The sequence below is a fragment of the Bartonella sp. AP331QHHD genome, assembly GCF_042195905.1.
GTDB lineage: Bacteria > Pseudomonadota > Alphaproteobacteria > Rhizobiales > Rhizobiaceae > Bartonella.
This window is the reverse complement of sequence record NZ_JBHIPG010000007.1, coordinates 112,476-125,892: the sequence shown is the minus strand read 5'-3', so window position 1 is coordinate 125,892 and position 13,417 is coordinate 112,476. Positions and strand designations below refer to the sequence as shown.

The 13,417-nt window shown below is 38.2% G+C and carries 12 protein-coding genes; 7 read left to right on the top strand and 5 right to left on the bottom strand.

Translation table 11 applies throughout. The annotated features are described in order from the left end of the window. Window positions 1–822, bottom strand: a complete 822-nt coding sequence (locus tag ACFIMS_RS00795; RefSeq protein WP_375612242.1) for a SapC family protein — start codon at window positions 820–822, stop codon at window positions 1–3. 132 nt (window positions 823–954) lie between these two features. On the opposite strand from ACFIMS_RS00795, the gene rimM reads away from it, so the two are divergent. From rimM to ACFIMS_RS00760, 7 genes are all read left to right on the top strand, one after another. Next, window positions 955–1,512, top strand: coding sequence for a ribosome maturation factor RimM (rimM, locus tag ACFIMS_RS00790; protein ID WP_375618306.1), 558 nt, complete (start codon window positions 955–957; stop codon window positions 1,510–1,512). 285 nt (window positions 1,513–1,797) lie between these two features. After that, a complete protein-coding gene (gene trmD / locus ACFIMS_RS00785; RefSeq protein WP_375612244.1) occupies window positions 1,798–2,496 on the top strand; it encodes a tRNA (guanosine(37)-N1)-methyltransferase TrmD in 699 nt (232 codons plus the stop codon). Window positions 2,497–2,705: 209 nt separating this feature from the next. Further along, window positions 2,706–3,146 (top strand): 50S ribosomal protein L19, encoded by a 441-nt coding sequence (gene rplS, locus ACFIMS_RS00780; protein ID WP_375612245.1) that lies wholly within the window; start codon window positions 2,706–2,708, stop codon window positions 3,144–3,146. 495 nt (window positions 3,147–3,641) lie between these two features. After that, the gene (sdhC, locus tag ACFIMS_RS00775) at window positions 3,642–4,043 is read left to right on the top strand and encodes a succinate dehydrogenase, cytochrome b556 subunit (RefSeq protein WP_375606014.1); all 402 of its coding nucleotides are present in this window, start codon (window positions 3,642–3,644) and stop codon (window positions 4,041–4,043) included. 18 nt (window positions 4,044–4,061) lie between these two features. Next, window positions 4,062–4,448: a succinate dehydrogenase, hydrophobic membrane anchor protein gene (sdhD, locus tag ACFIMS_RS00770; RefSeq protein WP_375612246.1), complete on the top strand. Its 387-nt coding sequence runs from the start codon at window positions 4,062–4,064 to the stop codon at window positions 4,446–4,448. A gap of 6 nt (window positions 4,449–4,454) precedes the next feature. Further along, entirely contained in the window at window positions 4,455–6,299 is a 1,845-nt protein-coding gene (gene sdhA, locus ACFIMS_RS00765) for a succinate dehydrogenase flavoprotein subunit (RefSeq protein ID WP_375681424.1), read from the top strand. 14 nt (window positions 6,300–6,313) lie between these two features. Beyond that, a complete protein-coding gene (locus tag ACFIMS_RS00760; RefSeq protein WP_005774220.1) occupies window positions 6,314–7,093 on the top strand; it encodes a succinate dehydrogenase iron-sulfur subunit in 780 nt (259 codons plus the stop codon). 1,811 nt (window positions 7,094–8,904) lie between these two features. Here the strand turns inward: ACFIMS_RS00760 and ACFIMS_RS00755 are convergent. The 4 genes from ACFIMS_RS00755 to virB9 form a co-directional block, all read right to left on the bottom strand. Beyond that, a complete protein-coding gene (locus ACFIMS_RS00755) occupies window positions 8,905–9,249 on the bottom strand; it encodes a hypothetical protein (RefSeq protein ID WP_375682789.1) in 345 nt (114 codons plus the stop codon). 1,168 nt (window positions 9,250–10,417) lie between these two features. After that, the gene (gene virB11, locus ACFIMS_RS00750; protein ID WP_375612249.1) at window positions 10,418–11,479 is read right to left on the bottom strand and encodes a P-type DNA transfer ATPase VirB11; all 1,062 of its coding nucleotides are present in this window, start codon (window positions 11,477–11,479) and stop codon (window positions 10,418–10,420) included. Then, the gene (gene virB10, locus ACFIMS_RS00745; RefSeq protein WP_375606219.1) at window positions 11,454–12,611 is read right to left on the bottom strand and encodes a type IV secretion system protein VirB10; all 1,158 of its coding nucleotides are present in this window, start codon (window positions 12,609–12,611) and stop codon (window positions 11,454–11,456) included. Before virB10 ends, virB11 begins: the two co-directional genes overlap by 26 nt. Further along, window positions 12,611–13,417: a P-type conjugative transfer protein VirB9 gene (gene virB9 / locus ACFIMS_RS00740; protein WP_375606008.1), complete on the bottom strand. Its 807-nt coding sequence runs from the start codon at window positions 13,415–13,417 to the stop codon at window positions 12,611–12,613. Before virB9 ends, virB10 begins: the two co-directional genes overlap by 1 nt.

The following is a 13,417-nucleotide window of genomic DNA, read 5'->3' as shown; positions in this document are numbered from 1 at the left end:
CTAGTTGAGAGTTTCTTTCTTTTTAGATTTTTCATCGTTAGAATGACCATTCTTGTTTTGGGGTTGCTCTTCACGATTGATAAGTTGCTTTTCACCTTTGAGAGAGAGTATTTTCACAAGATTGTGTGTTGACATCAAATGCGCAAAAATTAATCCTAAAAAGCCATTTTTATGAAGTTTGGCAAGTTGGCTTGCTGATAATTTATTCAATTTTTCTTCATCAACAACCCAAAAATGTTCCAATTGCGCTGAGAGACCTTTATCGTTTTTCACATTGATGGATTTTTGGCTTAGAAGATCCATTTCTACAAGAGCATCAATAAACTCAGAGGTTTTCTCCATAGCGATTTTAAAACTTTCAAGAAAGCGAATACGTTCTTCCATAAAAGGAGAAATAGAGCCATCGGAATTAAAAAGTTCTGTTCCTGCAACTTCATTAAACATACCGGACTGTTGATCAAAGCAGACAGAAAGTTCTTTTTCATTGCTAATTTGTGCCAAAACAAAAGGATAGCGACGGACAAAAGCTGGAACATAAGTATTGTTTTTCCAACTTTTATCAGAAGCGATATAGTCATTTTCGTCATTAGAAAGACCGACAAGAGCTGCGGATGTGTAGTGCCGTTTTTTTTGTTCATCTTCGGCGCACATAAATAAAATAGGATAGTCTAGCGCTGCTTGAAAATATTCAGTACTTGCTAAAGGAACCCAATGAGTATCCTTGGCAAAAGACATATCAGTTGGAGGAGCAAATTTTAGATTTTTATGGGAAATTTTGTTGATTGGTGTGATATCTTTGTAAAATAGCATAATATTTGCCATAAGACTTTCTCCTTTATTAATTTGTTTTTTGTTACCAAGAAAGGTCTTTTAGAAGATTGTCTCATATGGCAACAAGATTGAATAGAAAACTATAAGATTGAAGGGTTCATTTTTGAGAGATAATATTTTTGCATGAAGTATAATAAAGAAAAGCTTAAAAATAAAGTCTATCTTGCCATTATTGGTATGCCTCATGGTATAAAAGGAGATGTTTTTGTTAAAATTCTAAGTGCTGAGCCACAGCGTTTCAAGTTTTACAGCACTCTTTATGATGATATGGGGCGTTCTTATGAAATTGTAACTCTTCGCATACAAAAAAATAAGGCGATTGTACGTTTTAAAGGGGTAGAAAATCGTAATGCGGCTGAGTCTTTAAAAGGGATTCGCCTTTATGTGACGCGTGATCAATTAATTGATGATTTGATGGAGGATGAGTTTTATCAAGTCGATTTAATAGGCTTGTGTGTCCAAGATTGTGGGGGGAAAATCTTAGGTGAAGTGTGTGGTTTTTTTAATTTCGGGGCTGGTGATTTGCTTGAAATACGTTTGAATACAGGTAAAAGAGTTCTTATTCCCTTTAGTAAGGCGGCGGTACCAGAAATTTGTATGGATTCTGGTTTTCTTGTTGTTGATCCCATGGCCGCTGGTTTAATTGATGGGGGAGACAATGATAAAAAGGAAATAGCTTGAATCTAAAAATAAAGATGAAGGTAAAAAACAACAGATGAATTTCGTCAATAAAAAGTGGAATGTGTGAAAATATTAAAAATGCTCTTTTGAGCAGATATTGTAAGCACTTTATTTCGAAATAGTCCTGAATTTTTAGAGTCTTTTTTTAGTGTAAGTATTTAGAAGGATCGTATTGAATATGGCGCAGATCAAGAAGACTCAGATTAACGCTATAGCGTTAAAATTCTTGTTTGTGCTATTTTTGCTATTAAGAGTCTGTTTAAGAAAATAAGGATAAGAAATAAAATGAAATTTCAGGCGCGCGTTTTAACCCTTTATCCTGAAATGTTTCCTGGTTTTTTAGGGTATTCTTTAGCAGGGCAAGCTTTAGAGCGTGGAATTTGGTCACTGGAGACGGTACAGATTAGGGATTTTGCTTTAGACAAACACCATAGCGTTGATGATAAACCTGCTGGTGGGGGAGCTGGTATGGTAATGCGGGCGGATGTATTGGCGGCTGCTCTTGATTGCTGTCCACAGGATTCGCCAAGATTGTTGATGAGTCCACGTGGGCGTCCTTTTGACCAAGCTTACGCGCATAGCTTGGCTCGTGATACGGGTGTAACGTTAGTTTGTGGACGTTTTGAAGGGGTTGATGAGCGAGTCATAGAAGCACGAGAATTAGAAGAAGTTTCTATTGGTGATTATATTCTTTCAGGGGGTGAAACAGCTGCATTGGTTATCTTAGATGCTATTATACGTCTTCTGCCTGGAGTGATGGGGAATGCAGCTTCTGCAAGGTGTGAAAGTTTTGAAAATGACTTGCTGGAACATCCGCAATATACCCGCCCTTCTCTTTTCGAAGGGCGGGGTATTCCGCCTGTATTGCTCTCAGGTCATCACAAAGCGATCGCAGATTGGCGTCAAAGCCAAGCCGAATTGTTAACACGTCAACGTCGCCCTGATCTTTATGCGCGTTATAATAAAAATCATCAGAAAACTTGATTCATATGATAAGGTGGTGTATTGCATGGCTCTCTTTTTAGAGAGTTTTTTATAAAAGGTTTTCTGTAGTTCCAAAATTAAAATGAAGGAATGGTGTATTCGCTCCTGTGTAAGACATAGCCTAAAGAGCTCCTTATTCTTAATAAAGGCTTTTTTGGTAAGAGTTGAGCGCTCTGACTGTTCGATAAAGAACATGAAGGATAAAAGAAATGAATATTATCGCACAGCTTGAAGCTGAACAATGTGCAAAAATTGAAGAAAAGCGCCAATTTCCAGCATTTCAGCCAGGAGATACAGTCCGTGTTATGGTGCGTGTGACAGAAGGTACACGGACGCGTGTTCAGGCTTATGAAGGTGTCTGTATTGCGCGTTCAGGCGGTGGGTTGAATGAGACCTTTACAGTACGCAAGATTTCTTATGGTGAAGGGGTGGAGAGGGTATTTCCTGTTTATTCTCCTTTGATTGAAGGTGTTGAGCTGGTGCGCCGTGGTAAAGTGCGCCGTGCAAAACTCTATTATCTACGTGGCTTGAGAGGTAAAGCTGCACGTATCGCTGAAAAGAGAGATTATCGGAAAAAAGCTGAAAAGGTTGTTGAGAAAGTAGAAGCAGCATCTGTCAGCACAGATGTTGAAAAGCAAGTTTCTGAGTAAAGATTATATCGGCTAAACTTTATGCAAAAGCGGCTTTTATGCCGCTTATTTGTGTCTTTCTTGATTCGTTTTGCCTTTTAAAAGGCTTGGAGTGGACATAAAAATGTTCAATCTATCAATTTTTCCTCTTTTTATTCTTAATTATGGGTGCAGTTTAAGAGACTATTGCATATATCGTGAATACTCAAAAGGATAAGTTTAATCTGAAAAAATGTCTGTTTATATTTGGAAAAGATTTTAGACCTTTGACGTGAAGATAAAAGTGTATTAGATTAAGGCGAGTTTTGCGGATCATATCCGGAGAGTAATCGGTTTTTTTATGCGTGACCTTTAATCCGTTATTTGAGACAACCGACCTGTAATATCGGTATCTTGAGATGCCAAACAAGTAAAAACGAGAGAGTATGTTTAGTCGTTTTGCGCGAACTTTCTCGTTCATTGCGGTTGCAAAAACCAGGTCAGGATATTTTATGATAAACCAGGTCAGGATATTTTATGATAGAGACAACTAGGATAAAAGAGCGCCCTCGTTCCCCTCATATAAGTATTTATCGTTGGACAATTACTATGGCCATGTCCATTGCACACCGCATTACGGGTATGGCACTTTATGTTGGAACGGTTTTTCTTGCTGTTTGGTTAATTGCTATTGCGTGTGGCGAGGAGACATTTAGAACAGTTTACGAAATTTATAGTTCTTGGTTTGGATTGTGTATTTTGTTTCTTTATACTTTGGCAGGGGTTCATCACATGGTTGGTGGTGTTCGCCACATTGTTTGGGATCTGAAGCCTTGCCTTTTGGCAAAAGAAAAGGCAACAGTCACTGCTTGGGCGACAGTGTTTATTTCTCTTATTGTTACTTTTGCGATTTGGATTATTGGATATACCGTTGTTTAGCTGGGGGTGAAAAGAGACATGAAAAAAGATTTTCGAACGGAACTTGGAAAAGTACGGGGGCGTGGCAGTGCTCATGAAGGAACAGAGCATTTTTGGCTAGAACGTTTGACGGGGTTTATCAATCTACCACTTTTGATATTTTTTATTGTTCTTATTCTTTCGCTTGTGGGAAAGGATTATAGTATTGTGCGTGCAAGACTTGCACATCCTATTGTTGCTATTTTGATGGGATTGATGACTTTTTCGGTCCTTTATCATATGAAACTTGGTATGCAGGTAGTGATTGAAGATTATATTCCACGTGAAGGTTTTCGGATATTCTTTTTGACGTTAAATATTTTATTTTGTTTTCTCATAGGTGGTATCATTATTTTTTCTCTTTTGAAAATTGCATTAGGGGGTTAAACAAGTATGGCGGGTACAGGATCATCTCTGGGTGCTAAAGCAGGTAACGCCCCTTATCGCACTGTAGATCATAAATTTGATGTTGTTGTTGTTGGGGCAGGTGGTGCAGGATTACGTGCGACACTGGGTATGGCAGAACAAGGATTAAAGACAGCTTGTATTACGAAGGTTTTTCCAACGCGCTCACATACGGTTGCAGCACAAGGGGGAATTGCTGCATCGCTTTCAAATATGGGACCTGACAATTGGCAGTGGCATTTATATGATACCGTGAAAGGTTCTGATTGGTTGGGCGATACCGATGCAATGGAATATTTGGTGCGTAATGCTCCTGCTGCTGTGTATGAATTAGAACATTATGGCGTTCCTTTTTCGCGAACGCAAGAAGGCAAAATTTATCAGCGTCCTTTTGGTGGACATACGACACAATTTGGTGAAGGTCCGCCTGTTCAGCGTACTTGCGCAGCAGCTGACCGTACAGGCCATGCCATTTTGCATACGCTTTATGGACAAAGCTTAAAGCATAATGCGCAATTTTTTATTGAATATTTTGCACTCGATCTCATCATGACGGATGGGGTTTGTACGGGGGTTGTGGCATGGAATCTCGATGATGGTACAATACATCGTTTTTCTGCCAAAATGGTTGTTCTTGCAACCGGTGGTTATGGACGGGCTTATTTTTCTGCGACATCGGCGCATACCTGTACGGGTGATGGTGGTGGAATGATCGCACGCGCTGGATTGCCACTTCAGGATATGGAGTTTGTGCAATTCCATCCGACAGGGATTTACGGTTCTGGCTGCTTAATTACAGAAGGAGCTCGTGGTGAAGGAGGCTATTTAATCAATTCTGAAGGTGAACGCTTTATGGAGCGTTATGCACCTTCCTTTAAGGATTTGGCTTCACGTGACTTGGTTTCGCGTTGTATCACACTTGAAATTCGTGAAGGGCGTGGCGTTGGACCTAAGAAGGATCATATTCATTTGGTTCTCAATCATATTGATCCTGCAATCTTGCATGAGCGTTTACCAGGGATTTCAGAATCAGCACGGATATTTGCAGGGGTGGATGTAACAAAAGAGCCTATCCCCATCTTGCCAACGGTTCATTATAATATGGGTGGGATTCCTACCAATTACTACGGGGAAGTTCTCAATCCAACGGCTGATTCGCCTGATCGTATTCAACCAGGGCTGATGGCGGTAGGAGAAGCAGGATGTGCTTCTGTTCATGGAGCTAACCGCTTGGGGTCAAATTCATTAATTGATCTTGTGGTGTTTGGTCGTGCTGCTGCCATTCGCGCGGGTGAAGTTATTGATCGGAATGCAGAAATTTCACCCATCAATGAAGAAGCTGTTGACGAAATTATAGCGCGTTTTGATCGTTTACGTTTTGCACAAGGGGCAATACCAACAGCTGTATTGCGTGAAAAAATGCAACGCACGATGCAAGAAGACGCAGCAGTCTTCCGTACAGAAGATTCTTTGAAACAGGGATGTCAACGGATGAATAAAATCTGGGGGGAATTGTCGGATCTCAAAGTCACAGATCGTTCTCTGATATGGAATTCTGATTTGGTTGAAACATTAGAGCTTGAAAATCTTATGGCGAATGCAATCATGACTGTTTATTCTGCCGAAGCACGTTCAGAAAGCCGTGGCGCTCACGCTCGTGAAGATTATCCAGAGCGTGATGATAAAAACTGGCGTAAACATACGATTTCACATTTGTCAAAAGAGGGTAAGGTGACATTATCATATCGACCTGTCCATGTGGACCCGTTAACATCTGAAGCTGATGGTGGGATCGATTTAAAGCGCATTGCACCTAAAAAACGGGTTTATTAAGGGGAGAATGAAATATGGTACAAATTAAGCTTCCCAAAAATTCCCAAGTAAAACCGGGAAAGGTTTGGCCTAAACCTGAAGGTGCTACAAAGCTGACGGAATTTCACGTGTATCGTTGGTCGCCTGATGATGAGGAAAATCCTCATTTAGATACTTATTATGTGGATCGTTCTGCTTGTGGTCCTATGATTCTTGATGGGCTTTTGTTTATTAAAAACCATATTGATCCAACTTTGACACTTCGTCGATCATGCCGTGAAGGCATCTGTGGTTCATGTGCGATGAATATTGATGGAACCAATACATTAGCTTGTACCAAAGGGATGGATGATGTAAAACATCCCATTAAGGTCTATCCGTTGCCTTCCATGCCGGTTGTTAAAGATTTGGTTCCTGATTTAAAGCGTTTTTATGCACAACACCGAGTCATTGAGCCTTGGTTGCAAACAGTTTCTCCTGAACCTGCAAAAGAATGGTTACAAAGTCACTCCGATCGCCAAAAAATCGATGGCCTTTATGAATGTATTTTGTGTGCGTGTTGTCAGACTTCATGTCCAAGTTATTGGTGGAACGGTGATCGTTATTTGGGGCCCGCTGTTTTGCTTCAAGCTTATCGCTGGATTGCGGATTCACGTGATGAGATGTGTGGTGAACGTCTTGATAATTTAGAAGATCCTTTCCGCCTTTATCGTTGCCATACGATTATGAATTGTGCGCAAACTTGTCCAAAGGGATTAAATCCAGCGAAAGCGATTGCTGAAATTAAAAAACTCATGGTTGAACGCCGCCTTTGAAAATTTACTGATTGATCAAAATAAAGCGCAAGGTGGGAAATTGTATCTCCTTTTAGCAATTAAATCTCTAAAAGAAGATCGGCTGCTTATGGGGGCGCAGTAGCTATAATCATTCTAAAAGCGAAGTAATCTCTAAAAATTAAGCAATCCTTGTAGAAGCAATCCTTGCAATGGCTGAGCAGAAAACTCATAGTTGAATATTATCTTTGAAATTTGACCGATTAACGAACAGTAAAAAGAAAAATAGAAAATTGTGCATGTTTTTGTGCCTCTTTGAGGCTTAATCTCTAAAAATTTATTGGCTTCTATGAGGCGGTTAGTATAGTTATTATTGCCTTTAAAAAGGCATTAGTCTTTCGAGTAAACTATACTTTAAATAGCGTTCTATGTAAAAACAATAAAATCAATATGCCATGTGTTTTTATTTTTATTAAATTCGCATCATAATTTATACTTTGATACAGATTTAAGTAATCATTTTTTATAAAAAATGATTACTCTGTATAAATATAGCACAAAAACAAATGCTGATACAAATATTAAACGCATGTAAATTATCTAAATGAAATACAAAGGAGTGATCATTATGACAATTCGTCATTTTACGACACATTTATTGTAATATCGAAAACATTGCTAATATTCAAGGATTAGGAATTTTTGATAATATCATTATATATATAAAGGTCATATTTTTTATTTTAAAGATTGGATTGTTAATCGCATTAAAAAACAAAATTTATAGTTCTCAAAGAATGGAGAACGTAAAATCCCTCTCTATTGTAGAGATAGATCATACAGTTAAGGGGGAAGTAATTTAAAATTATTGTAACGTCATAGATTTAAATTCATTAAAGAGCAGATAAGACGTTTGAAAAATAGCAAATTTATAGGTTTCTCTAAAAATTTAGAAAATGATAGTAAGAATTCTAAGAACACGTGTTGCGAATGTGGAATAAGCGGTGTTTGTAGGTTCGTTTGAGTTGAATAAATTCAATCATCAAAGAAAATATGTTGTATTTTGACGAGTTTCGGAGGTTTTGATTTTATATGTTTTTATCTATAAAAAATAGAGATTTCTAGGTTTAGATCTTATTTATTATGTTAGGGTATTTCATTGTTCTTGTATGTATGCTTAAGAAAGTTGTTTAAGCAGTAAAAGTGTTTTTTATTTTTCAGCATAAAAGATATTTCTTAACATGAAAAAGAGGTGTCCAAGTATTAACGGTATAATCAGTCATTGTTTTGGTATTTATTCTGTTGTGCTGTAAAACACTATCTTATTTAGGATGTGGTAATTAGAGTGGTTAGAAGGTGAAATCTGCTAGGTGAGGGGGCGGATTGTTTGCAGATCAGTGGCGTGTTAAGAGGCTTCGTCCTTTGAGGTGTGATAGGTGGAGTCTGTTAGCCAATTACGTAAATGAGAGAGAAATCTACGTGGACAGGTTTTTAACCTAACCTCTCTTATATATTGTGATAGGAAATTCACATTAATAAGGACTACGGCCGGTTACAGAAAATAGAAATCATTGCGAAAAAACAAGCGTGCTTGTTTTAAAATTTTTAATATTTGTGATCATAAGGGCCTGCGAAATTTCCTGTAGTATCACGCAGACCGTTCGTATTCTCGAGCCAAGAATTGTCCATATATCCTCTTCAATCTGATCTTCACGAATTGATGCAAGAGATGGGTACGAACACCTGTAAGAATAAGCAGATGCAAAGCCAGTTGTATCATTATTGTTGCTTTGCAGAGTGTTTGATAAAAATCTGGAACATTTCTCCAATTCATTGCCGGTTTATTAATGACTTTATGGCGTTGTTTTTTTAAAAGAGCTTTTGCTGTTGCAGCTTTTACTTATCAGATGGGAGTTAAGAGTATTATGTATCTCTGTTGGCGCAATCTTTGAAAGTTGCTTACAGCCGCCTAATTTGAGGAGAATATGAAGCTGTAAAGGTGCAAACCAGTTTCCATTTTTAGCATCATTTTTTAATTCTGCTTTACGGCTTTCAAAAGCATCTAGAGTAATGTCTTTTAAATAATAGAGATTACACATTGCTTCACGCTTTTGTTTCTCTCGTTCTTTAATAAGATCAAAACCCTTATGTAAAACAGAACGCCCCGAACCAAATACACTTTGCTTGTCAATTTGCACGCTTGTTTTTAAGAAACCTTTCTTTAAGGTGCCTAAGCTTATTTCACTACAGAGTTCGTGGATGGTATAATGGTAAAGCCCCGATGAATAATATAAAATTTATAGAGCATCTCCATTTTTACACTTCATAAAAGAACAAGTTGGGCGCCATTAGACACTTTGCAAACTCCCAATGTTGTGACAATTTTTGGCATTTTGGATGGTTTATAAAAGGCATTTTTAGTGCTTTTTTGTACAGTTTCATTCTATACGGCTTTATTTACTTATAATGTGCAAGAGACATGGTTTTGGTTAATAAACAGCTTTGAAATGAGAGAATCCTACGGTACTAAGATCTTTTATCCAACACGCAAAATAATGAACACTCTTTATAAGACAATGTGATGCATCTTAAGAAGAGTGATTGTAGATCTGTTCTTTTAGGAATTTTTGCTTTTTGTGGTGCAGAGAAGAGAGCAGGAATATTCAGAGTAGAGCTTACCTTATGTAGTCTATGGATATCATCTTTAGGAGAGGGACATAAGCCACGTGATATGGTTAGCAAAGCTTGCTTAAGAGAAATTTGGTTGTTTACGAACAACTGGAGGTTAAGAATCTTTCTTCGTCCGAAGAAGACGTCGTATATACTACTATACTTTTTATTACCAAATAGAACGTGGTTTATGGATGCTAAATCGAAATGATAATTTATTTCGTATGAGGTTTTCCGTATTTGGAGATTGTTTGGTTAAAAAACATATTTATTAATCACTTGAAAATAGCGCTTAGAATTTTTAAACGATAAGTTTTGGTCTTGATGACAATAATTATTTGTGATGATCGAAAGTACCTATTTTACGAAGCTTTCATTGATAGGCGAATCAAAATTTATTCTTTTCTTTTGTTTAAATATTTATTTTGCAGCTATTTTTTCTTTTTTGCATCAAAGATACTTTTTCAAAAGGTAAATGGAAAGAATGATCAAAGGCAAGAGAATAAAGAGAGCCTTATGTATAATTTGGTTTTCTCGTAGAGTTGTTGTCTATTAACTTTTTTCTTTTTTTCTTCATGAAGAGTGTAGAAAATCCATTGGAGAAGCAAAGAGAATAGGAAAAGTTAAATAAATAGCCGTAACAATTAGTTACGGCTATTTTTGTTTGCTTCATATTACCGAGAGAGGAAGCTCCCCTTAAGCGATTTTTGATTTAGCAAAAATCGGGTCGTAAAAGACTTCAGAGAGTTTTCTATCTTTAAAGAACAACACTACGTCAACTGTTGTATAGAGAACGATTTTTATCATTTCTAACTCGAGTTGCCGGCCAATTTCTGATCTTTTAATCAAGGTGGCACATCGCTCAAATGTTTGCAAAGCGCTGTTGGCATGCGTTGTTGTAATCGATCCGGGATGACCAGTGTTGAGCGAATTGAGATATTCCCATGCTTCATTGCCTCGCAATTCAGCGAGAAAAATTCTGTCAGGCGACTGACGCATACACGCATCTAGGCATTCTTCAGCTGAAACACGGCCTACATTGTTACCATAAATCATATGTACATGATTGGGATGATTGGGTAGAAAAAGCTCATGAACATCTTCAATTGTGATAATACGCTCCTCTACAGGGACCTTTTCAATTAAAGAGCGAGCAAATGTTGTTTTACCAGATCCTGTTTTGCCTGCAATAATAATGTTGCGTTTGTGAAGGACGCATTCTTCCAAAAATTCAAGAATTTTTCCCTCACGTTTACTTTGTAAGAGTTGAACTTCAAATGGTTCCAACCGTGTGAAGTCCTGCCTCGATAACAAGTTATTGGCTTCTTTTGCTGAAGGCTTATTAAAACTTACATCAGAAAAATCGTCAAATGCCCCTTCTTCTTTGAGTTCTTCTAACGTTTTAACTATGAGAGAATGTTTACGAATTACAAAGGAAAGAGCACCATCAACAACAGCTGGTGTTTGTATAATTGTACCACGTTGTCCACCAGGCAAGAGCACATAATTAATACTTCTGGGAGCCATACCGTTATAAACGATAATAGCTGTAATAAGCGTTTGCAAAAAAGTGGTTGTTAACTCTGGTACGCTATGTAGTTGCCAACCCTTAAAGCTTTTCGTCCATACTTCACAGGGGCGGCAAATCGATAATTCAGTGATCGTGGGATCTTCTAAAAAACAATCAAGCGGTTGCAGAAGCTGAAAAACTGCTTGATCTTTTTGTATCGGGTTAACGTGTGACGAGACTGTAGACATCGCTGAAATCCAGATCACGAGCAACAAAAATATTTACTCGTTCGCCTTGGTTTTTGTAAAGTGTTGGTGTGATATTGATGGAATTTTGAAGAACATCGATTGCTATAGATTCAGCATTCTGAGCTCCTTTATTTTGTGAGTTATCTTTATTTTCTTTGCTGCTTTTACCAACTTTTCCTCTTACCCATTCTCCTAAATCACCGATAATGCTTACCATAATTGCACTACCAAATCGTTCCCAAAAATGTCTGTCAACCCAGCCACCAATACCCGCTTCACCCAGAGGACCTGTGCCTGGTGAGTCAAGATTGACAACAACACCAGAAGGCGTTTCAATGCGTAACCATTGCACAAACACGCGCGTTTGTCCTTGTTGTATGCCACTTTGGTAAAAACCAACAACTTTAGAACCACGGTCAAGCAAAACAACACGTCCACTCGTGGAATAAATATCGCGTGTTAAATGACACGTCGTCATTCCGGGTTGTGATGTAATGATTTTTGTTTCTAACGTACAATCTATTTGCGTTCCTTGTGTAATCAAAAAGTCACGGTTACGAAGTTGCATCGCATGTGATTGACCTAAACGCACGGGCTGAAGGTTATCAAATAATACGCCATTACCTCTATCATTATTCGATGCTTTATTATTTGTATCTGTAGATCCTTCGCTACCACCGTTGTTAAGGCTAGAACTGAGCATACGTTTGCGTGCTAATTCTTCAGAATCTTGGAGCATATGTGGAGGAATGGCTGTTTGAAGAAGTTTACTCAATGCCGGTGGAATATCCAAGTTTGAATCTTCTGTTTGTGTTGATTTTTCTGCTTCTTCTACAATCTTTGGCTCTTCTATAATCCGAGGGACATAGTTTGGTATAATTTGCTGTACTATTTGTTGTGGTTTTTCTTCCTCAACCTCCACGGTATTACGCATTTTAAAAGCTTTCCAAGTCAAGGCAATCGGTATCGCTACTATGACAATAAGTCCTACCATTAACAATGCACGGGTACCTGGAATTGTTGGACGACGTTCAGAACCTAGTTCGGACCCTCCATAGGTACCTTCAATATGTTTTTGTTCGACGTTGTCCAGTTTTGTACCTTTTCCCTCTCCTTCCTTATTGTCAAACATCATTTTCCTCCTTTATTGATACGATAAACCACCGAAGATACTGTCCCTGTTGTGTTTGGTACGCCATTGGGGTCATAGGCTTCATTAAAAACAGCTAGAGCGCGTTTACCAAGCCGTATAAGCCATTTAGGATTGACCTTATGAACGGCGATAATATCATTAGAACTGCCGATAACGGTGCGTGGTATTAAGCTTTCATTACCTTCAGCATCTACGACATAAATCGATGGCATATCCATGTTAGCGGGAAATTTAAAGTAAGTAATACGCCCATTGTCCCAAGCATTTATCGGAGCAATATCTTGGTGACCACTCATGGTATAACTGAGATTATAGCCGTTGACGCTTTGGTGAAAACCACGTTCAATCGCAAGGCGCCGATTGTTTTCTTCTGACTTTTCATCGTTTGAATCGGGATAATGGAAAGCCAATTCATATGTTGATCCCGCACGGTCATTCCGAAATTGTAGTCGGAATTTATAACTCCGTTTGTCGGTTACAACGATGAGATTGGTATTGGCAAGTTCTGCTTTTGGTTTAATAAAAATATGCCGCCCTTTATGAGCAAAGGCATAGGCTTCAGAATCGCCAAAGGCATGAGTTATGTACTGTTCACCTTCTTCAAGAATAATATGTGTTGCCACACCAAGAACTGTTTCAATTTGAACCACATCGGCTTCGTTATATGTTATATAGCGAATGCGATGATCATATTGTGAATTTGATGGACTTTTGAGCGCCTGCACAGGTACCGTATAAAGAGAAGAAAACGAAGACAATAGAACAACGAACGCAAGTTTTTTCAT